Raw genomic sequence first — 21938 nt, forward strand, 5'->3', positions numbered from 1 at the left:
AAAAAAAGCTACCTTTAATTAAAGATAGCTTAGTTTTTTTACTGAAAATTATTAATCTTTCAATTAGATTGTAAAGGTTCGTTTTTTCTTGTGTTCACTTTCTTCATAACGCTTTACACATTCGTGATAAATCTTACGTGCTTCGTCTGCATTTCCCCATCCTCCAACATCTACTTTTTTCTCCTCCAAATCTTTATAAACCTGAAAGAAGTGTTCTATTTCCTTTAGTCTATGCGGGTTCAAATGCTCTATATCACTTCTTTTGCTCCAGACCGGATCAGAAACCGGCACACAAATTATTTTTTCGTCTGGTCCTTTTTCATCAGTCATGTGGAAAACTCCAATAGGTCTTACTTCCATAACAACCATCGGGAATGATGGCTCAGTAGATAATACCAAAACATCCAGCGGATCTTGATCTAGCGCTAATGTTTCAGGTACAAATCCGTAGTCTCCTGGATACATCATTGAAGAGAACAATGTTCTATCAAAACGAATTTTATGTAATGCGAAATCATATTCGTATTTATTTCTACTGCCCTTTGGTATTTCAATTAAAACGTCAAAAGTTAATTTTTTCTTGTCACTCATAGTATGAAATTTGGGCAGCAAAGGTACTGAAGCTTTAAGGCGAAAACAACTTATAACGCACTAATTACTTTGAATTTACATAATCTTAAAGTACGATTAAAACAATCATCTAATTAACAAATATTTACCCGAAGAATTATTAAATTGTAAACTTTTTAGAAAAACCGCTAACTTTAATTCAGTATGAAATACATCATCGCTTTTTGCCTTACACTTTTTGTATTTAATGTACAATCGCAAAATCAACCTTGGAAAGGTAAGTTTGAGCCAATCGATAATTTGATGTCTCCCCCTAATTCTTATAGAACAGCGAGCGGCGCTCCAGGAAAGGAATACTGGCAGCAACGTGCAGATTACAACATTAAAGCTACAATTAATGAAAAAGAAAACATTCTTTCTGGCGAAGAAACCATTACATACTACAACAATTCGCCTGATGACCTAAGCTATTTGTGGATTCAATTGGAGCAAAATGTCAATAGAAAAGAAAATGAAGATTTCGGTACAATTAATAATAGTTTAAAAGACGGTATTAACACCAGACAAATGCAGTTTTTAACCAGAGCTATTGATTTTCCAGCGGGCTACACCATAAAATATATAAAAGATAATAACGGAAAACCTATCAAATCTCTGGTAAACAACACCATGATGAAAGTGCTTTTGGATGAACCATTAAAATCTGGCGCTTCACTCACATTTTCTATCGGATGGTCATATCCTATTACAGATAGAAGTATGTTTTTACTATCACGTGAAGGTTATGAATATTTTCCAGAGGATGATAATACGGTGTATTTAATAGCGCATTGGTTTCCTCGAATGGCAGTATATAACGATACTGAAGGCTGGCAAAACCAACAATTTCAAAAATTAGGAGAATTTGCTTTAGAATTTGGGGACTATAATGTTGAAATCACAGTACCAGCAGATCATGTTGTCGCATCAACTGGCGAACTTCAAAATCCAGAACATGTACTTTCAAAACAACAACGAAAACGTCTAAAAGAAGCTTCAAACTCTTTTGACAAGCCTATAATGGTCATCACTAAAGATGAAGCTATTGAAAACGAAAAAGAGAAATCTTCTAAAGAGAAAACATGGAAATTCAGTGCTAAAAATGTTCGGGATTTTGCGTTTGCTTCCTCTAGAAAGTTCATGTGGGATGCGCAGGCCGTTAAACTACCAACCAATACTGTTATGGCAATGTCTTTCTACCCAAAAGAGGGGCTACCTGTTTGGCAAGAGGAATCTACAAAAGCCATTATGCATGCTTTAGAAGTGTATTCGGAAGCAACGTTTGATTATCCTTATCCAGTATGTATTTCAGTAAACACCTCTAATATTGGAATGGAATTTCCAATGATTAGTTTTAATGGTGGTAGACCTAAAAATAGTAAAATAAGCAAAAACGCCAAAGCAGGTATGATTGGGACGATTATCCACGAGGTGGGGCATAACTGGTTCCCCATGATAGTAAGTTCAGATGAGCGCAAATGGATGTGGATGGATGAAGGTTTAAATACATTTTTACATCAACGCACAGTTGCTGAACGCTATCCAGATTTTAACAGCGTAACACCAAAAAGTATTGCTCCTTTTATGAATGGTGATAAAAATGTATTACGACCAATAATGACAACTTCGGATAATGAATTATTTAACCAATTTGGTGCTAATTTTTACATTAAACCCACAGTGGGTTTACAAATGCTAAGAAATTCCATTGTTGGAAAAGAGCTTTTTGACGCTGCTTTTAAGGATTATGCCAACCGCTGGAAATACAAACACCCCAACCCATCAGATTTATTTAGAACCTTAGAAGATGCCACTGCAACCGATTTGGACTGGTTTTTTAGAGGTTGGTTTTTTACAACAGATAATGTAGATATGGAATTATCTAATGTAAAATGGTTTAAGGTACATGAAGAAGACAGAAATCTTGAAGACCAAACTGAAAGCACACAAGTTGCGGCCGAGGGTAATAATATCTCAGAAGCTCCTAAAGATTTTTCCAGTGGACCCGAAGTAATTAATATGGTAGAAACACCAGATAAAAGTTATGGTGGTTTTTTATCAAGAATGGATGATGACACTATCCGAAAAAAACTTTCAGGCAAGAACCTTTATGAGGTAACGATTAAAAATATTGGCGGACTTGTAATGCCTGTAACTATTGAATGGGTTTTTACTGATGGCTCTTCTGAAACAGATACACTTCCTGCACAAATTTGGCGCAGAAATGAATATGAGGTTAAAGAAGTTTTTATTAAAGAAAAAGAAGTAAAAACAGTGAACCTTGATCCTAATTTTGAATTCGCTGACACGGATATGTCCAACAATATTTTCCCAAAATCGGAAACGGTTTCAGAATTCGATTCATTTAAGAACAAAAATGCAAATTAGCTTCTTATCTTAGGCATTTGAGATTATAAAGTCTATAAGTTTTGCTGCCAAACTTGCCGTTAGTGCATCCTTATCATATTTTGGATTGAGTTCGGCGATATCGCAGGAAACCATTTTCCCTGATTTAAGCAAGAATTCAAGCACCTTGTATACAAATACTGGGCTAAATCCAAAAGGCGATGGCGCACTTACGCCCGATGCATAAGCCGATGAAAAACCATCTAAATCAATGGTAATATATAGGTAATCATTATTCCTGATTATTGGCTTCAATGCGGTTTGAAGTTGAAATAAATTCTCTTCTGAATTGTCGCAAACGTCATTAAACACAAAATTTACATTAAACCTATTGGCTATTTCAAATATTTGTTTTGTATTGGATTGCTTTTGAATACCAATTGCAAAATAATCAACAGCCTCTCCTTTGTTTTCAAACTCTTTTAGAATTTCATTGAAAGGTGTTCCTGAATTTGGTTGAGACTCCACCGGTCTTAAATCAAAATGTGCATCAAAGTTTATAATCCCAATGCGCTTTTTTGGTAATGCTTGCCTTAAACCCATGTAGTGCGCATAGGCTATATCATGACCGCCACCCATACCTATTGGAAAAACATCTTTATCAATTACATTGGCGATAACCAATGAGAACGCTTTTTGGCAAGACTCTAAGTCTGCATCCAAACAGTTAACATTTCCAAAATCCACTACGTCCTTATCAAAATGCAACGGCAATTTTCCTAATTTTTTACGGACTTCGTCTGGACCTCCCTTCGCGCCTGTGCGTCCAAAATTGCGTTTTACACCAGCATCACAGGCATAACCAATCAATCCAAAACTGGGTGTTTTAGAATCTTTCAAGTTCATCAAATTTGCACATCTGATATGTTGATACCAATATTGCGGCTCAATACCCGCAGATGTTTGTCGTCCTGTCCACAGTTTTTGTTGACCAGGTTCGTAATGTGCATTTATATTTGAAAATAGGTTATTCAACAACTTTACCTTTTAAGTATACATTCTCAATACAATGATTACCAAAACTATATGGCAAAAAGTTATAGGATGAAATTGGTTTAGTTACGATAAAATTTGCCAATTTCCCTTTGGTGATAGAACCTACTTGTTTCTCTAGACCCATGGCATAGGCACCGTTTATAGTAGCTGCATTAATGGCCTCTTCTGGAGTCATCTTCATCTTTACACAGACGGATGATACTACAAAGTTCATATTCCCTGAAGGCGCAGATCCGGGATTGAAATCGGTGGCAATTGCCAATGGTAATCCTGAATCAATCACTTTTCTAGCGGGCGTATACGGAATTCCTAAAAAATACGAGCATCCAGGTAATGCGACGGGCATGGTAGAACTATTCATTAGGACTTCAATATCTTCATCTCTCATTTCTTCTAAATGATCAACGGACAACGCCCTATATTTCACACCTACTTGTACGCCGCCTATCGCGGTAAACTGGTTGACATGAATTTTAGGAACCAATCCATGTTTTATTCCTGCCTCTAAAATCAGTGCTGTGTCTTCCACAGAAAAATATCCTGTTTCACAAAATACATCTATAAAATCGGCAAGGTTTTCATCAGCTACCCTTGGTATCATCTCATCAATCAACCTATTGATGTATGCGCTTTTTTTGTTTTTGAACTCTTGTGGTATTGCATGCGCCCCTAAAAATGTTGCCTTAACAGGTAATGCATAATCATTATTCAACCGTTTAATTACCCGAAGCATTTTTAACTCTGCCTCTAAGTTTAAACCATAACCAGATTTAATCTCGACAGCTCCAGTACCTAATCTTATGATAGCTTCAAGTCTTTCTTTACTTTGACGATACAACTCATCTTCTGAAGTGTTTTGTAGCTGTTTTGCAGAATTTAAGATGCCACCACCCCGTTGCGCTATTTCCTCATAGGACAATCCATTAATTCTATCTACAAATTCGGTTTCCCTGGTTCCTGCATAAACCAGATGCGTATGCGAATCACACCACGTAGGTAATACTGTTTTTCCTGAAATATCTACAACTTCAATATCTTTTAGGTCTGGGCAATCGCTCATTTTACCATAATCAGCAATCAATCCATTTTCAACTAGCAAAAATGCATCTTTAATAGTTGGTAAAACATTCATATCCTTTCCGCTAACAAATGAAATTGGCGTTTCCCTAACCTGTACAAGTTCCATTATATTTTTAAAAAGTGTTTGCATTAAAACAAAGATTCTAAAAGGGCATTATCTACTAAATTGGGTACTGTAACTTTTAAATTTGGCGTGCGTTCCATTTCTCGCTTTATGGCAAAAATAGCACCTTCATTTCTAGCCCAACTTCGTCTTGCAATTCCATTATTCACATCGTAAAATAGCATATTTTGTAGTCTTTTTTCAGCTTCTTTTGTGCCATCCAATAACATTCCAAAACCACCATTTATTACTTCTCCCCAGCCAACACCACCACCGTTATGAATAGACACCCAAGTAGCACCTCTAAAACTATCGCCAATAACATTATGCATCGCCATATCTGCGGTAAACTTACTACCATCATAAATATTTGAGGTTTCCCTAAAAGGAGAATCTGTACCACTAACATCATGATGATCCCTTCCCAAAACAATCGGTCCGATAACACCTTTTGCAACAGCTTCATTAAACGCTAGTGCTATTTTAGCACGCCCTTCTACATCTGCATACAAGATACGAGCCTGAGAGCCAACAACCAATTTATTTCGCTTTGCATTTTTTATCCAAGTGATGTTGTCCTGCATCTGCAATTGGATGTCTTCTGGAGCCAACTTCATTATACCTTCTAATACGCCCGCAGCTATTTCATCGGTTTTATCTAAATCCTTTTCGTTGCCACTAGTGCAAACCCACCGGAATGGTCCAAATCCAAAATCAAAGCACATAGGACCTAAAATATCCTGCACATAAGACGGATATTTAAAATCGATCTTATTTTCTGCCATCACATCTGCCCCCGCGCGAGAAGCTTCCAATAAAAATGCATTTCCATAATCAAAAAAATAAGTGCCTTTTTTGGTGTGCTTATTTATGGCCTCGGCATGTCGCTTTAATGATGTTTGTACTTTTTGTTTGAATACTTCAGGATTGTCCTTTATCAATTTATTTGCATCCTCAAAAGTACATCCTACAGGGTAATAACCACCCGTCCATGGTATATGAAGTGACGTTTGGTCCGAACCAACATGCACAAAAATATTAGCCTTATCAAATTGTTCCCAAACCTCAACAACGTTGCCAATATATGCTATGGAGACCACTTCTTTTTTTGATTGCGCAATCTTTACACGGTCAATTAATTCATAAATGTCTTCTATCAAAACATCCACCCAGCCTTGTTCAAATCTTTTTCTAGCAGCCTTGGCATTTACTTCAGCACATACAGTTATACAGCCTACAATATTTCCAGCCTTTGGTTGTGCGCCACTCATCCCACCCAAACCAGAGGTTAAGAGTATTTTTCCTGCAGGTGTTTCTCCTTTGGGAAGTATTTTTCTAAAGGCATTCATCACAGTAATTGTTGTTCCGTGAACAATACCTTGTGGTCCAATGTACATGTATGAACCCGCTGTCATTTGTCCGTATTGCGTTACACCCAATGCATTGTATTTTTCCCAATCATCAGGCTTAGAATAATTAGGAATCATCATGCCATTAGTAACTACAACTCGAGGTGCTTCTTTTGAAGATGGAAATAATCCCATGGGATGACCAGAGTACATATGAAGTGTCTGCGCATCAGACATTGTGGCCAGATATTTCATGGTTAATAGATACTGTGCCCAATTTTGAAACACGGCTCCATTTCCGCCATAGGTAATTAATTCTTCGGGATGTTGTGCAACAGCAGGATCTAAATTATTTTGAATCATGAGCATAATGGCCGCCGCTTGCAGTGATTTAGCAGGATATGAATCAATTGGTCTTGCATAAATTTTATAATCAGGCTTAAAGCGATACATGTAGATACGTCCGTAAAGTTTAAGTTCCTCGGCAAATTCAGGTGCCAATTCCTCGTGCCATGCTTCTGGAAAATAGCGCAATGCATTACGGATTGCTAATTTCTTTTCGGCTTCAGACAGCACGTCCTTCCTTTTGGGCGCTCTATTAGAGTCTTTTGGAATAGGTTTTCTATTTGGTAATTTATCTGGTATACCCTGTAAAATCTGTTCTGCAAAGGTCATCCTCAATTTATTTTAAAATGAAAGCTTCTTGTGTTACTAATCTAATCATCATATCAATATCGTCTTTTAAAAGCCTATCGTCTTCTAATCTTTTAACGTTTGCTCTGATAATTTTGAAATTAGCCTCAATAATATCAGAAAAGGTATTTGGCCTTCTAAATTCCAAGGCCTGTGCGGCATACATTAATTCTATAGCCAATATTTTTTCTAAGTTTTCTAATATCTGATTGAACCTACGCCCAGAAATACTTCCCATGGATACATGGTCCTCCTGTCCTAATGCAGTAGGTACACTATCAGCTGAAGCTGGAAAACACAAAGATTTATTTTCCGTAACTAAAGCCGCTGTGGTATACTGCGGAATCATAAAACCAGAGTTTAACCCACCGCCTGTAGTTAATAATCGTGGCAAACCGAATTTCCCTTCCAATAATAAGTAGCAACGTCTATCCGAAATATTACCTAATTCCGATGCCGCAATTGACCCATAATCCAAGGCCATGGCCAAAGGTTGTCCGTGAAAATTACCTCCAGAAATAGCTTCTGTATCACTCAATACGATAGGGTTGTCAGTCACCGAATTTAATTCTATTTCAGCAAGTTCTTTTAAATGGTAATAGGCATTTCTTGATGCCCCATGAACTTGCGGAATGCATCTCATTGAATAGGGGTCTTGTACACGCTCGCAATTTTCATGTGCATCTACATTTTGAGACCTGTACAGTAAAGCGAACATACGTTCTGCTACTTCTATATTTCCAGAAAACGGACGAATTTTATGTAATTCGTCTTTAAATGGCGCTGAACTTCCTTGGTAACCTTCAATACTCATAGCACCAGCCACATCGGCTAGATCGAGAAGATACTGCATCTTTTTTAACCCAGTAACAGCATGTGCCAAAATAAACTGCGTTCCATTTATCAATGCCAAACCTTCTTTTGCTTTTAGATGAATTGGCTTTAGATGATGTGCTTTCAAAATAGATGTAGCATCTACAACCTCCTCACCTATCCAAAATTCTCCTTGTCCTATAAGTGGCAGAAATAAATGCGACAATGGTGCTAAATCTCCCGAGGCACCAACCGAACCTTGTTCTGGAACAACTGGCAGCATGTCGTTTTCAATGAAATATAGAATACGCTCAATGACCTTTAAACGAATACCCGAATACCCTTGAGATAAGGCATGCACCTTACAAATCATCATAAGCTTGGACAAGCGCTTATCAATAGGTTTTCCAACACCTACGGCATGTGTAATTAATAAGTTTTCTTGAAGCTTATTGGTTTCTTCAGTAGAAATTTTAATATCGCACAAAGGTCCAAAACCTGTATTTACTCCGTAAACTGGTGTATTGGAATTCGCCAACGCCTCTACTTTTTGTCTACATGCAGCAATACGCTTTCTTGCTTCATCAATTAGTACGCCTTGAATTTTTCCATCAGCAATACCAATTACTTTATCTACGGTCAATGTATCTATACCATATTTAAACACCATTCTTCTAAATCTTAGTGGAATATTACAAAGTTATTTCTATTTTTGATATTTAAAAAGACTATTTATATACTAAATTGATAACTATGAGTAATCAATTAGAATTGCGCCATTTTAGATATTTTTTGGCTGTCGCTGAAGAATTACATTTTAGAAAAGCTGCAGAACGCCTTTATATTTCGCAACCTGGTTTAAGCAGGCAGATTAAACAGATGGAAGGTGATTTGGGAATTCAATTATTTGAACGCCATAATCGCAAGGTTGCCTTAACCAAAGCTGGAGTATATTTAAAGAACGAACTTAGTCTGCATTTAAAGCAGCTGGATGATATCGTAAATCATGCAAAACTGCTTCACGATGGCAAGAGGGGACAATTAAAATTAGGCTATGTAGGCTCTGCAATGCAGCAGGTTATTCCTGATTTGCTTTTGAAATATGAGAAAGAACATCCTGATGTGGTTTTTAATTTGAAAGAAATCGATAACCAAAAACAAATTGAAGGGTTATTAAACTTTAAGATTGATATTGGTTTTGTAAGATTAGAGCATTTGCCCTCAACAATAAAATCCCAACCTGTTTTATGCGATGCGTTTTGTTTGGTGTTACCTGAAAACCATCCCATTAACAATGCAACCTTTAAAAATATAGCACAACTAAAAGACGAGTCCTTCATCCTTTTTGATCCTGAGTACAGTGCTTCATATTATGATAAGGTTTTACAGATTTTTAAAGACCATGGTTTTATGCCAACAGTTTCACATTTGACTATTCATGCCAGTTCCATTTATAAATTAGTTGAAAATAATTTTGGTATTTCTATAGTACCCAAATCATTAACGTCAAGTCATATAAAAGGCATTAAATTTATTGAATTACATAAAATCCCTCAACGTACTGAATTATCAATGGTGTGGCACAAGGATAACCGCAATCCTATTTTGATGAGTTTTTTAGATTTAACATAAAAAAATCCATGATTAAAATCATGGATTTTTTATTCCGATTTCTTGACCTAAAATCGTACTTCTAACTAACTCAAACTAAACTAATCTACTTATATGAAAAAAACTCTTTCAAGCAATTTATTTCCCTTTTGTTTTACAAAGATAACACTAGGTTTTGATATATTTTTATTTATCTTTTTTATGTAATACATAATATTTTTTTATGATAAAGCACAAAGAAAAACCCATGATTTCTCATGGGTTTTGGCGACAATTTCAAACTATTAACTAAACTAACCAAAAACTAAATTTGTTATTCGCCTTGTCCTAAAGAAAATGCTCTTTTACCATTAAATTCGTAAAGATTTTCTGTTTTTATGACGTCCATACCTTCATTGTGTAATTTTGAAAGCAATGCAATTACCTGCTCAAACTCCACTGGTTTATATACTGGTTCACTTTTATTGATATCCGCATCCATAGCCACAAACCTACAGCGCCAATGGTCTGTACAATAAGTTTCCTTTAAACCTTTGGGATATACTTTTACACCTCTATTGGTAATCATCTTTAATTTTAGCTTAAAAGCACTAATTCCAGAAAGTATTTCACCAATCTCCTCTGGGTTTGAACCCTTCCAATCTATAAATACGTCTACTCCCAGCAATTGCTTATCTGCTTCTTTTCTTTTGTATTCTGAAATAACGATGTTACCAGTGCCATTAGCCATATTACTACTCGCTAGTTTTTGTGGCTTCTCACCTAAACGCTCAATAACGGCATCTGTAAATTCTGAAGTAGATACTTTTTTAATACTGAATTTGTTGTTGTAAATGTCTGCAGTATGATAACCTTCTTCCAGAGTAGTTAACCACGCATTTTTTATATTATCTGCAATTTCAGTTTGACCAATGTAGGCCAACATATTCACTGCAGCATTTAATAAACCTGAGGGATTAGCTATATTTTGTCCAGCAATATCCGGGGCAGACCCATGAATCGCCTCAAACATGGCAATGTTCTTCCCGATGTTAGCAGAACCTGCCATACCAACCGAACCACCAATTTCGGCAGCAATATCTGAAATAATATCTCCATACAGATTAGAGGTAACTATCACATCATAACGCTCTGGATGTGCTGCTAAGTGTGCTGCACCGATGTCTATAATCTGAGATTCATTAATAATATCAGGATATTCGGCAGCTATCTCTACAAATACTTTGTGGAACAAACCATCGGTAAGCTTCATAATGTTATCCTTAATCATACAGGTTACTTTTTTTCTACCAAAAGCCTTGGCATACTCAAATGCATAACGTATAATTCTTTCGCAACCCGGTCTTGTAATTAACTTTAAGCATTGTACCACATCATCCGTTTGCTGGTGCTCGATACCTGCATACAAATCTTCTTCATTTTCTCGAACAATAACCACATCCATATTCGGGAAATTGGTTTTTACATATGGGTGCAACGCTGAAACAGGTCGAACATTAGCAAATAGTCCAAGTGATTTTCGTAAGGTAACATTCAAACTTTTATAACCTTTGCCTTGCGGCGTGGTAACGGGTGCCTTTAAAATAATTTTAGCATCACCAATAGTTTCCCAAGCTTCGGTTTTAATGCCAGAAGTATTTCCTGAGAGATACACCTGTTCTCCCAATTCTATAAAGTTGGGGGCTATGTTGGCGCCTGCTGCCTCAAGGATTTTTAAGGTTGCCCCCATAATTTCAGGACCAATACCATCTCCTTGGGCAACGGCTATTTTTATCTTTTTAGTTGTTTTGTTCTTCTTAAAACTTCCGCTTAATAATTCTGCCTCCATATCTTATTTTTTATTACATCACAAAACTAAGACAAACTTTTGATATATTTTTATATATACTTTTTATTAAAACTATAAATAATATTTATGTATAATAAGTAATAAGCACACGCGATTAATTGACTTTATCTAAAAAAAATAACTTTATTTAACTTTTGATATAAGCCATTAAAATGATGGATATCCGCAAAAGTTTTAGGACATTTGTGAAAGAAATGCTTCGGAATAAAAAAATATAGTAATGAGAGTTGAAAAAATAATAGCATTTTTTTGTGCTGGGTTATCTTTTGTTATGATAACGAATTGTCAAAAAAAACAAGTCACTCAAAAACCTAATATACTACTGATTTGCGTGGATGACCTTCGTCCAGAATTAAAGAGCTTTGGAGCAGACTATATTAGTTCACCAAATATTGATGCTTTAGCCTCAAAGGGAGTTAAGTTTCAGCAACATTTTGTAAACGCCCCAAGTTGTGGGCCATCACGATACACTCTATTGACAGGAAAGTACGGACCTGCAGGCAATAATGCTCTTTTTCTTAGGGCAAAGAAAATAAAAAACGGTACTGAAGAAATTAATCAAAGTATGCCAGAGTGGTTTAAAACGCATGGTTATACGACGGTTTCGGTTGGAAAAGTATCTCATCATCCCGGAGGGAGAGGTGGCAAGAATTGGAATGATAGTACAAAAATTGAGATGCCAAATGCATGGGACAGACACCTTATGCCAGTTGCAGAATGGCAACATCCGCGTGGTATGATGCACGGACTAGCTAACGGAGAGATTCGTGTAACAAGAGGTGATATGGACGTTTTTCAGACGGTAGAAGGGGATGATAACATTTATCCAGACGGAGCAATTGCAAAAGAAGCCGTGAAACAACTAGGAGCACTTGCTAGCAGTAGCGAAAAACCATTTTTTCTTGCAGTTGGAATTATCAAACCGCACCTTCCTTTTGGAGCACCAAAATCTTATTATGATAAGTATGATGGCATTACACTACCAGAGATTGAGCATCCTCAAAAACCTGAAGGAAAAACTACATGGCATGGCTCTGGTGAGTTTATGGGATACAACCGCTGGGGTAAAAATCCAAATAAAGATGCAGCTTTCGCTGATGACGTACGTCGCCATTATGCTGCCTGTGTTAGTTATGCTGATGCACAAGTAGGTAAAGTTCTTGCAGAATTGAAAAGAACAGGAGCCGATGAGAATACCATTGTTGTACTTTGGGGTGACCATGGTTGGCACTTGGGAGAACACGCTATTTGGGGAAAACATAGTTTGTTCGAGGAATCGTTACATGCGCCGTTAATAATTCATTATCCTGGAATGCCCCATAAAGGTGCTAATTCAGATGCCATCGTGGAAACACTCGATATCTTTCCGACCCTTTGTGATTTAACAGGAATTGAAACTCCTGAGTATACTAATGGCGCCTCACTGAAAGACATATTAGCAGACCCTAATACCTCCGGTCATACCGCCATAGCATACACTAATAAAGCTTCAACTATCAGAACGTCAACGCATAGGATGACACTACACAAGGATGGATTCGTAGAATTATATGATCATACAACTGTTGAAAAAGAAACTAAAAATATAGCTGAAGAATACCCAGAGTTAGTTGAGGAGCTGAAGAATGTTTTAAATACTAGATTAGATTAAAAATATATAACCCTAAACAACATTTTGTATTCGTAATTGCAGGCAATGTGGTAAAAATCTAAGATTTGTAGCTTTCTCAAGCATCTTAGCAATTTATCCTAAAACGAAACCTCTAAAAATAAAATCCAAAACTACCAGTAACCCCAAATTTTCTAGCATCAGGATAAAGTATATCGTCTTTATAATTCCCTCTGAAGTTAAAATCGATTCTAAAGACTTTAAAAATATTACCAATGCCTAAACTGTATTCATAATAAGGCTCCTTATTGGGCGCAATCAATTTTAAATTTGCTGGATTACTAGGAACATCATTCAAGGCTATGTTTTCATCTGAAATACTAGCCATAACACCTCTTACACTTATAATTTCTCTTAAATTGAGCTTTCGTAAAAAGGGAATTCTAGAAAACAAACGCCCATTAAAATTATGCTCAAAGTGAAATGATGCATACTGGTCGCTCACAAATTCATAAAAATCCAATTGCGAAAAGGTATTGTAAATTGAAAAATAAGTTTGGTTACCCGGAATAACATTTAAAAGTCCCAAAGGTACCTCGCCAAAGGTTTTTCCTATCTCAATAGAAGTGGCCAACCTACCAAAACCGCCCACTTGCCAAGGTTTTAGAAAGGAAAACTGCACTTTCGTATAATCAAAATCGCTATTCAAGATACTTCTATCGCCACGGCTAATTTGAGCAAACATACGAGCAAAATGGTCATTTGCCGTTTTACGTTCTACCCCAAAACCTGTCATTTTCCGCCCTGGAAAATACGCTAATGAGAGTGTGGTTTCATATTGTTTAATTTCTGATGCCACACCATTAGATGTATTATAGTCTAAACTAAAAGTTGGAGAAGCCGACTCTAAAGTGCGGTAGTTTGCGCCTAAGCGAAATACCAAATTTTTAAAGGGCTCCGCCTCAACAGCAAAACTTGTAAGGTTGATTGTCGTTAACTTGTCATTAGCTCCTGCAGTTACCACAGCAGAAGATGCCAAACTACGCCCCAACACATCGGTAGAATTTGTCAAGCTTGCACCCATTTGTTCAACATCCCGACGGTTACCTCCAGAAATAATAATTCGGTTTTTCTTATCTAACAACCATTTACCAGAAATACCATATTTAAACTTATCGTCCCTAAACCCATAAGCTAAAAATCCTTCTAAACGCCATAAATCATTTCGCCCAAAATAGGTTCGTCCTCCAGTACGCAAACGCAACCCTTCCACATCGTTAAACCCAAACGTTGAGAAAATTGGGCCATAATCCAAAGGCAAAGTATTAAATTCGATGTAACCCGAGGCTAAAATACTCCCTAGATTATACAAACGCTTAAACTTCTTTACAGTCTTCAAGGTGTCCAGCATTTTGTAAACCCCTTTTTCATCCTTATTTAAAGCTTCCAGTCGGTTTTTATCCCAAAACGCCTCGCCTCTATCGTAAACGTCTTTATCGTAGTTGTAAACTTCCTTATCATAAAACTTCTTGTCTTTAGGAATATCAAACTGGTAATTGTCATACAGGGTGGTACGTTTCCCGTAAATACCTCGTGATTTTTCTTTTTTATTAAAGGCAAAATCACTCATCATGTAATCTCGCTTCACAAGGAAAAGCGAATCATTTAATACTTCAAATTCCTGTTCAATATAGATATCCTTTACCCAATTTATATTGGCACTTTTAGATGCCTGCATATTGATTTCCTTAACGGCATATGTAGTATCAGCCACCCAAAAGTCCCCTTTAAAAGTAAGCTCGTTTTTCCGTCTAGGGTAGTAAATAATGTTGTAGCACCATTTGTTATCGATATAGGAGCTATCAGACAGCACATAATTGTAAGTGCTGATTCCGGTTCTTGACAATGGACTCACAAAACTCTTGTCGAAAAATTTCAAAAAGTTATCGTAAACATTAAAATCAGAATACAGATCGTCTACAAAATCTATGATAACCTGGTTATCGCTAAAGCCTGAGTTTTTGTTACCACGCAGGTCTTCTTTTTGTTTGTTCAAAATGTTATCTCCGTATACAGTTGATACGGCTTCATTGATAAACATGGGCAGGTAGGTTTTTCCAGTAACACGGGATGTATCTACCTGATTGAAAACGAATTCCATACCTCGAAATAATTTGCTTTTTATTAAAGCACTGTCGATGGTATTAATATCAAACTCTACCTTTTCGTACTTGTCATATTGGTATTGATTGAATCGCTTTAGGCCATTGCTGCGTTTATTCTCCCAAATTTTTCTGAGGATATCAATGGCAGGGTTGTTCTTTTTGGGCTGTTTTCCAGAAACTATAACTACTTCACTTAATTGTGAGGCTTCTTCTTTCAGAACAAATTTCAAGTTGTAATTGACCCTTTTCTCTAAAGGAACATTTAGTGTTTCATAACCAATAAAAGACACTATAAGCCCATTTCGGGTTTCATCAGATTCTAGATAAAACTTTCCGTTTTCATCGGTAATCGTACCTTCTGTTGTCCCTGAAAAAATGACATTGGCAAATGATATTGGTTGATTTTGTTCATCAAACACATAACCACTCACTTTGGTTTGTGCTAACAACGCAAAAGCGTTAAGTAGGAATAGGGCAAAAAGTAGTTTTATCTTCATTTAAATACAAGTCTCATTACTACAGACACACAAAACATGGCATTGGTTGCATGAGGTTTAAAAATTGTACGTTGCTTTTTTAATAAAAAAACTCCATCAACAATTATGTTAATGAAGTTTATATAACGTAAAAAGTCTTACTTTATTTGTACAATACTTTTTTTACAGCCTTTATTACATCTTCATGGTTTGGCAACCATTCTTTCAACAATACTGGCGAATAAGGTGCCGGAGTATCGGCTGTATTAATCTTAACAATTGGAGCATCTAGATAATCAAAAGCCTCACTTTGCACCAAATAGGTAATTTCAGTAGCCACATTTCCAAAAGGCCATGCTTCTTCAAGAACTACTAATCTGTTCGTTTTCTTAACAGATTCTACAATCGCTTTTCTATCCATAGGACGAACCGTACGCAAATCGATAATTTCACAAGAAATTCCTTCTTTCTCTAATTCGTCGGCAGCTTTATAGGCTTCTTTTATAATTTTACCGAAAGACACTATAGTTACATCGTCTCCTTTTCTTTTAATGTCTGCAACACCAATTGGCAAAATATACTCACCTTCAGGCACTTCGCCTTTATCGCCATACATTTGCTCACTTTCCATAAAAATCACTGGGTCGTCATCACGAATGGCCGCTTTTAACAACCCCTTGGCATCATAAGGATTTGAAGGCACCACCACCTTTAAGCCAGGTGTATTGGCAAACCAATTTTCAAAAGCTTGAGAATGCGTTGCTCCTAACTGACCCGCTGAGGCCGTAGGTCCACGAAACACGATTGGACATTTAAACTGTCCACCAGACATCTGTCTTATTTTCGCTGCATTATTTATAATTTGATCTATTCCAACTAAAGAGAAGTTAAATGTCATATACTCCACAATCGGTCTGTTTCCTGTCATGGTAGAACCTACAGCAATACCAGCAAAACCAAGTTCTGCAATTGGTGTATCGATAACACGCTTGGGTCCAAACTCATCTAACATACCTTTAGATGCTTTGTACGCACCATTATATTCGGCTACTTCCTCACCCATTAAATATACGCTCTCGTCCCTGCGCATTTCTTCACTCATCGCTTCGCAAATCGCTTCTCTAAATTGGATTGTCTTCATTTAATTGCTTTTAAATCGAATTGCAAAAATAGTAATAAACAGCCACCTTACTAAAAGAATTATTTAAAAATTTACTATGCATGCATAGTATTTTTGAAATAAATTGCATAACTTCGTATCCGCAAAAAAAATAAGACATTTTAATCGAGAATATTATGAAAATATTGGTTTGTATAAGTCATGTCCCAGACACAACATCAAAGATTAATTTTACTGATGGTGATACAAAATTTGATACCAATGGTGTACAATTTGTAATAAACCCAAATGATGAATTTGGATTAACCAGAGCCATGTGGTTTAAGGAAAAACAAGGTGCAAATGTTACCGTAGTCAATGTTGGAGGTGCTGAAACAGAGCCTACACTGCGTAAAGCCCTAGCTATTGGTGCCGATGCCGCCATTAGAATAAATACGCCCGCAACTGACGGATTTTCGGTTGCAAAACAATTGGCAAAAGTTATTGAAGATGGCGGATATGATTTGGTAATTGCTGGACGTGAGTCCATTGATTATAACGGTGGGATGGTTCCAGGTATGATAGCTGGTTTAACCGGTGCCAATTTTGTAAATAACTGTATTGGCCTAGAAATTGAAGGAACTTCTGCCACAGCCACTCGCGAAATTGATGGCGGTAAAGAAACCGTCGCAACATCACTACCTTTAATCGTAGGTGGTCAAAAGGGTTTAGTTGAAGAAAGCGACTTAAAAATCCCCAATATGCGCGGTATCATGATGGCACGTAAAAAACCCTTAACGGTTTTAGACCCGGTAGATGCTGAGGCTGGAACACGCTCAGTTTCTTTTGAAAAACCAGCTCCGAAAGGTGATGTAAAATTAGTGTCTCCAGATAATCTAGATGAATTGGTTGATTTGCTTCATAATGAAGCCAAGGTGATTTAGTTTTCTAAATCATTCCGAACTAGTTTCGGAATCTATTTTAACAGTAAGAATAATTTAAGATCCTGAATCAAGTTCAGGATGACAAAAGATAAAAATTATGTCAGTTTTAGTATATACAGAATCAGAACAAAATAAACTTAAAAAGGCAGCTTTTGAAGTAGCGTCTTATGCAAAGGCTGTTGCCGATCAATTGGGAACCACAGTAACCGCGGTAGCCATAAATAGCGGAGACACTTCAGAACTTGGAAATTATGGCGTAGATAAGGTGTTAAAAGTGTCGAATAGTGATTTGGAAAACTTTAATGCAAAGGGATATGCTGATATTATAAAACAGGCTGCTGAGGCTGAAAATGCCAAGGTTGTTATTTTAAGTTCTAGTGCTGATAGCAAATATTTAGCACCCCTTTTAGCAGTTGGATTAAATGCAGGCTACGCCTCTAATGTTGTGGAAGCACCTTCAAGCATAAGTCCATTTACGGTAAAGCGTTCTGCTTTTACAAACAAAGCATTTGAAATCGCTGAAATAAAATCAGATATTAAAGTTATTGGAGTCTCTAATAACTCCTTTGGATTGGTTGAAAACAGTGGTAGTGCTACTGCCGAAGATTTTTCGCCATCAATTTCAGAATTAGGTGTTACGGTAAAATCCATAGACAAAGCTACAGATAAGGTTACTATTGCAGATGCCGAAATCGTTGTTTCTGCTGGAAGAGGTTTAAAAGGCCCTGAGAACTGGGGCATGATTGAGGAATTAGCAGATGTATTAGGAGCTGCCACCGCTTGCTCTAAGCCGGTGTCCGACTTAGGATGGCGACCACACAGCGAGCATGTTGGACAAACCGGAAAACCTGTGGCTTCAAACCTATATATCGCTATTGGTATCTCTGGCGCCATTCAACATTTGGCGGGAATTAACGCATCAAAAGTAAAGGTTGTTATCAATACCGACCCTGAAGCACCTTTCTTTAAGGCTGCAGATTACGGTGTTGTTGGTGATGCTTTTGAGGTAGTGCCTCAGCTCATCGAAAAATTAAAAGCTTTTAAAGCACAGTAGTAATTATTTACTTTTATAAATTGTAAAGTACTTAAGAACTGCTTAAATTAGCATTTCATGCCAAAAACTGTTTCTACAGTTGGTAAAGTTCTAATTTAAGCAGTTCTTTGCGTTTTAAATGAAGATATGAGTTTAGTAAGATTGAATATAAAAGGTATATCGTATAGCCAAACCCAAAATGGTGCTTATGCCTTAATATTGAATGAAATTGAGGGCGATAGAAAACTGCCCATAGTAATTGGCGCTTTTGAAGCTCAATCTATTGCCATTGCTTTAGAAAAGGAAATTCGTCCACCAAGACCCTTAACTCACGATTTATTTAAAAACTTCGCGGACAGATTTGACATTGTGGTAAAACAGGTTATCATTCATAAGTTAGTTGATGGTGTTTTTTACTCCAGTTTAATTTGTGAACGTGATAAAATTGAAGAAATTATTGATGCAAGGACCAGTGATGCCATTGCATTAGCCCTACGCTTTGATGCTCCTATTTTTACTTACAAAAATATATTGGACAAAGCTGGTATTTATTTAAAAGTAGACCCTAAAAAGGACGATGAGGAAGAAACCGAAGACAGCGTTTTAGTAGATGATATTTTAGCCGGGGAATTAGAACCCGCAGTCTCTAAAGAAGACTATTCTTCAAAATCCTTGGAAGAGTTGCACCAACTTCTGGAAGAAGCTGTTTCTAATGAAGATTACGAAAAAGCTGCGAGTATTCGTGACGAGATATCTAAACGTTAACGTTATTTTTATGAAGCAATTTTTATGTAGTATTGTTTTCATATGTTGTTTAATAAGTACTTCTGGTTTCTCTCAGAATAATCAAAGTAATTTTGAAGCCCCAAAAACTGAAATTTCAGTAGAGGCAGACAACAATATCAACACTACACTTGTAGCTGACACCACTGCAACAGCTCAAAAGAAAGTAGAAACAGCCGTTTCTAGCACTAATGAGAATGTAATTATTCCAAGTCAAGGATTTTCATTTGGAAGTCTATGGCGTGGCGTTTTGGGGATGTTATCCCTAATATTTCTGGCGTTTTTATTCAGCAGTAACCGAAAAGAAATAAATTGGAGAGTTGTTGGCATTGGTCTTGCTTTTCAACTGGTTATTGCCATTGGTGTTTTAAAGGTTGGTTTTATTAAAAGCATCTTCGAATTCATTGGAGGGATTTTTGTTCAGGTTCTAGAATTCACGAAAGCGGGTAGTAAATTTTTATTTGAAGGTTTAGTAGTAGATATGGACACCTTCGGTTTTATTTTTGCCTTTCAAGTGCTGCCGACTATTATATTTTTCTCAGCGCTTACGTCGGTATTGTATTATTTAGGAATTATTCAAATTGTTGTGAAAGGTTTTGGATGGTTATTATCTAAGCTCCTTAAAATTTCAGGCGCAGAAAGCCTAAGCGTTGCTGGAAATATCTTTTTAGGTCAGACTGAAGCACCTTTATTGATTAAAGCGTACTTGGAGAAAATGAATAAATCTGAAATGCTTTTGGTAATGATTGGTGGTATGGCAACTGTTGCTGGAGCTGTTTTGGCAGCTTACATCGGTTTTTTAGGAGGCGACGACCCTGAATTACGTTTGTTTTATGCAAAGCACTTACTAGCGGCTTCAGTAATGGCTGCTCCAGGCGCTATTGTGATTTCAAAAATACTCTATCCACAAACAGAATCTATTGACACTGATGTAAAAGTTTCCCAAGACAAAATAGGTTCCAACTTTTTGGACGCTATCGCTAATGGCACAACCGAAGGTTTAAAACTAGCTGTTAATGTTGGTGCGATGCTATTGGTTTTTGTGGCTTTCATTGCCATGTTTAACTACGGATTTAGCAAAATTGGACATTATACAGGGCTTAATGGCTGGATTGTAGAGCACACAAGATATGACAGTCTATCTTTAGAGTTTATTTTAGGATATGCCTTTGCACCCCTAATGTGGCTTATTGGTATAGCCAAAGAAGACATGGCATTAATGGGGCAACTTCTAGGAATAAAGCTGGCAGCAAGTGAATTTATTGGCTATATACAACTAGCCGATTTAAAAGATGTTGCCAATGCAACCCATCTTAAATATGAAAAGTCTGTTATCATGGCAACCTATATGCTATGTGGATTCGCAAATTTCGCATCTATCGGTATTCAAATAGGCGGTATTGGCTCTTTAGCACCTGGGCAACGCAAAACCTTGTCCAAATTTGGGATGAAAGCCTTAATTGGCGGTACCATAGCTTCCTTGATTTCAGCGACTATTGCTGGAATGATTATTGGGTAAAACCTTTATCACCTTCTTGTTTTAAGACCATATAATCACCTAGGGAACACTATACACTTCCTGTATATTCTATTGAAAACTATCAATCTCATAATATATTCATGTAATTTTTAAAAAATACTCAAGAAATTAACATTTTTCATATAAAATAACTATGCATTTCATCGGATTTTATTGATTTGAACCTGTTTTTAGTGTATTTCAGCGGTTATTTTTACCGTTAATCAGATTTATTAGTAATTTATAAATGATTCAAAATTATTTTTTTGAATTCGTATAAATCCTTTGAACTAAAACTAAAACATCATGAATGGCTACATTATTTTAGGAATTATAGCATTGTTATTTTTAGCAATGTACGCTTACGCTTATGGGTCGGTATATTTAGATACGCGCAAACAAAAACGTACCAAAGATGAAATAGAGCAACGGCAAGAAGCGATGCGGAGATTAAAAATGCGTAAACAGAGACAGCGTGAGGAAAAACTACAAAGTATGTATTCACGCAGTCAAGAAATTAAAGAACGTATAAAAGAATTAGAACGCGAGAGGGCTTTAATGGCTCAAAAGTTTAAAAATAATGTTAAGGTGGAACTGATGAAAAACAACCTTCAAGATCCGCCCCAGCAGCAAGCTGGTTAGTTAATCCTTTTAAAATCTTAAAACCGTTTAAACCAAAAATTTAAACGGTTTTTTTTTATGGTTAGCATAAGTATTGTCCTTATTTCTATACCTTAAACGATAGTTGATAACTTTTTGATATTATCCGATGGGAACACCTCTTCGTAAATCCTGTTTTTC

General features: G+C 36.6%; 16 protein-coding genes. 8 read left to right on the forward strand and 8 right to left on the reverse strand.

Features of this window, described 5'->3' with window-relative positions; genetic code table 11:
* Positions 1–63: 63 nt before the first annotated feature.
* Positions 64–591 (reverse strand): inorganic diphosphatase, encoded by a 528-nt coding sequence (locus EYD45_RS11640; RefSeq protein WP_130964733.1) that lies wholly within the window; start codon positions 589–591, stop codon positions 64–66.
* 183 nt (positions 592–774) lie between these two features.
* On the opposite strand from EYD45_RS11640, the gene EYD45_RS11645 reads away from it, so the two are divergent.
* Positions 775–2997 carry a M1 family metallopeptidase gene (locus tag EYD45_RS11645; RefSeq protein WP_130964734.1) on the forward strand — a complete coding sequence of 741 codons (2223 nt, stop codon included), beginning with the start codon at positions 775–777 and terminating at the stop codon, positions 2995–2997.
* A gap of 9 nt (positions 2998–3006) precedes the next feature.
* On the opposite strand, the gene hutG is transcribed toward EYD45_RS11645, so the two are convergent.
* The 4 genes from hutG to hutH are packed head-to-tail and all read right to left on the reverse strand — an operon-like array spanning position 3007 to position 8719.
* Complete coding sequence (gene hutG / locus EYD45_RS11650) at positions 3007–3990, reverse strand: formimidoylglutamase (RefSeq protein ID WP_233702639.1); 984 nt, start codon at positions 3988–3990, stop codon at positions 3007–3009.
* Positions 3983–5221, reverse strand: coding sequence for an imidazolonepropionase (gene hutI, locus EYD45_RS11655; RefSeq protein ID WP_130964735.1), 1239 nt, complete (start codon positions 5219–5221; stop codon positions 3983–3985). Before hutI ends, hutG begins: the two co-directional genes overlap by 8 nt.
* Positions 5221–7218, reverse strand: a complete 1998-nt coding sequence (locus EYD45_RS11660) for a urocanate hydratase (RefSeq protein WP_130964736.1) — start codon at positions 7216–7218, stop codon at positions 5221–5223. The genes hutI and EYD45_RS11660 overlap by 1 nt, the downstream gene beginning before the upstream one ends.
* A gap of 7 nt (positions 7219–7225) precedes the next feature.
* Positions 7226–8719, reverse strand: coding sequence for a histidine ammonia-lyase (hutH, locus tag EYD45_RS11665; protein ID WP_130964737.1), 1494 nt, complete (start codon positions 8717–8719; stop codon positions 7226–7228).
* A gap of 83 nt (positions 8720–8802) precedes the next feature.
* Here hutH and EYD45_RS11670 point away from each other — a divergent pair, with 83 nt between their 5' ends.
* Positions 8803–9681 carry a LysR family transcriptional regulator gene (locus tag EYD45_RS11670; protein WP_130964738.1) on the forward strand — a complete coding sequence of 293 codons (879 nt, stop codon included), beginning with the start codon at positions 8803–8805 and terminating at the stop codon, positions 9679–9681.
* A 292-nt stretch (positions 9682–9973) separates the two neighbouring features.
* On the opposite strand, the gene EYD45_RS11675 is transcribed toward EYD45_RS11670, so the two are convergent.
* Positions 9974–11488 carry an NADP-dependent isocitrate dehydrogenase gene (locus EYD45_RS11675; protein WP_130964739.1) on the reverse strand — a complete coding sequence of 505 codons (1515 nt, stop codon included), beginning with the start codon at positions 11486–11488 and terminating at the stop codon, positions 9974–9976.
* A gap of 292 nt (positions 11489–11780) precedes the next feature.
* On the opposite strand from EYD45_RS11675, the gene EYD45_RS11680 reads away from it, so the two are divergent.
* Entirely contained in the window at positions 11781–13160 is a 1380-nt protein-coding gene (locus EYD45_RS11680) for a sulfatase (RefSeq protein WP_233702641.1), read from the forward strand.
* Between the two features lie 112 nt (positions 13161–13272).
* Here EYD45_RS11680 and EYD45_RS11685 read toward each other — a convergent pair whose 3' ends face one another.
* Positions 13273–15780, reverse strand: coding sequence for a DUF5686 and carboxypeptidase-like regulatory domain-containing protein (locus EYD45_RS11685; RefSeq protein ID WP_130964741.1), 2508 nt, complete (start codon positions 15778–15780; stop codon positions 13273–13275).
* Between the two features lie 142 nt (positions 15781–15922).
* A complete protein-coding gene (locus EYD45_RS11690) occupies positions 15923–16900 on the reverse strand; it encodes a pyruvate dehydrogenase complex E1 component subunit beta (protein ID WP_130964742.1) in 978 nt (325 codons plus the stop codon).
* Between the two features lie 155 nt (positions 16901–17055).
* On the opposite strand from EYD45_RS11690, the gene EYD45_RS11695 reads away from it, so the two are divergent.
* The 5 genes from EYD45_RS11695 (at position 17056) to EYD45_RS11715 (ending at position 21779) form a co-directional block, all read left to right on the forward strand.
* Positions 17056–17802 carry an electron transfer flavoprotein subunit beta/FixA family protein gene (locus EYD45_RS11695; RefSeq protein ID WP_130964743.1) on the forward strand — a complete coding sequence of 249 codons (747 nt, stop codon included), beginning with the start codon at positions 17056–17058 and terminating at the stop codon, positions 17800–17802.
* 97 nt (positions 17803–17899) lie between these two features.
* On the forward strand, positions 17900–18856 hold the full coding sequence (locus EYD45_RS11700; protein ID WP_130964744.1) for an electron transfer flavoprotein subunit alpha/FixB family protein: 957 nt from the start codon (positions 17900–17902) through the stop codon (positions 18854–18856).
* 126 nt (positions 18857–18982) lie between these two features.
* Positions 18983–19600 carry a bifunctional nuclease family protein gene (locus tag EYD45_RS11705; protein ID WP_130964745.1) on the forward strand — a complete coding sequence of 206 codons (618 nt, stop codon included), beginning with the start codon at positions 18983–18985 and terminating at the stop codon, positions 19598–19600.
* Positions 19601–19610: 10 nt separating this feature from the next.
* The gene (locus EYD45_RS11710; RefSeq protein ID WP_130964746.1) at positions 19611–21137 is read left to right on the forward strand and encodes a NupC/NupG family nucleoside CNT transporter; all 1527 of its coding nucleotides are present in this window, start codon (positions 19611–19613) and stop codon (positions 21135–21137) included.
* 306 nt (positions 21138–21443) lie between these two features.
* On the forward strand, positions 21444–21779 hold the full coding sequence (locus EYD45_RS11715) for a hypothetical protein (protein ID WP_130964747.1): 336 nt from the start codon (positions 21444–21446) through the stop codon (positions 21777–21779).
* Positions 21780–21938 lie beyond the last annotated feature (159 nt).

Origin of the sequence: Hyunsoonleella flava (assembly GCF_004310325.1) — a bacterium.
Classification (GTDB): Bacteria; Bacteroidota; Bacteroidia; order Flavobacteriales; family Flavobacteriaceae; genus Jejuia; species Jejuia flava.

What these genes read in the sequence shown, in the direction of transcription:
- EYD45_RS11690 (WP_130964742.1), bottom strand. Translation starts at nt 16,900, where the DNA reads ATGAAGACAATCCAATTTAGAGAAGCGATTTGCGAAGCGATGAGTGAA.
- EYD45_RS11670 (WP_130964738.1), top strand. Translation starts at nt 8,803, where the DNA reads ATGAGTAATCAATTAGAATTGCGCCATTTTAGATATTTTTTGGCTGTC.
- EYD45_RS11675 (WP_130964739.1), bottom strand. Translation starts at nt 11,488, where the DNA reads ATGGAGGCAGAATTATTAAGCGGAAGTTTTAAGAAGAACAAAACAACT.
- EYD45_RS11705 (WP_130964745.1), top strand. Translation starts at nt 18,983, where the DNA reads ATGAGTTTAGTAAGATTGAATATAAAAGGTATATCGTATAGCCAAACC.
- EYD45_RS11695 (WP_130964743.1), top strand. Translation starts at nt 17,056, where the DNA reads ATGAAAATATTGGTTTGTATAAGTCATGTCCCAGACACAACATCAAAG.
- EYD45_RS11680 (WP_233702641.1), top strand. Translation starts at nt 11,781, where the DNA reads ATGATAACGAATTGTCAAAAAAAACAAGTCACTCAAAAACCTAATATA.
- EYD45_RS11640 (WP_130964733.1), bottom strand. Translation starts at nt 591, where the DNA reads ATGAGTGACAAGAAAAAATTAACTTTTGACGTTTTAATTGAAATACCA.
- EYD45_RS11710 (WP_130964746.1), top strand. Translation starts at nt 19,611, where the DNA reads ATGAAGCAATTTTTATGTAGTATTGTTTTCATATGTTGTTTAATAAGT.
- hutH (WP_130964737.1), bottom strand. Translation starts at nt 8,719, where the DNA reads ATGGTGTTTAAATATGGTATAGATACATTGACCGTAGATAAAGTAATT.
- EYD45_RS11715 (WP_130964747.1), top strand. Translation starts at nt 21,444, where the DNA reads ATGAATGGCTACATTATTTTAGGAATTATAGCATTGTTATTTTTAGCA.
- EYD45_RS11700 (WP_130964744.1), top strand. Translation starts at nt 17,900, where the DNA reads ATGTCAGTTTTAGTATATACAGAATCAGAACAAAATAAACTTAAAAAG.
- hutI (WP_130964735.1), bottom strand. Translation starts at nt 5,221, where the DNA reads ATGCAAACACTTTTTAAAAATATAATGGAACTTGTACAGGTTAGGGAA.
- EYD45_RS11660 (WP_130964736.1), bottom strand. Translation starts at nt 7,218, where the DNA reads ATGACCTTTGCAGAACAGATTTTACAGGGTATACCAGATAAATTACCA.
- EYD45_RS11645 (WP_130964734.1), top strand. Translation starts at nt 775, where the DNA reads ATGAAATACATCATCGCTTTTTGCCTTACACTTTTTGTATTTAATGTA.
- EYD45_RS11685 (WP_130964741.1), bottom strand. Translation starts at nt 15,780, where the DNA reads ATGAAGATAAAACTACTTTTTGCCCTATTCCTACTTAACGCTTTTGCG.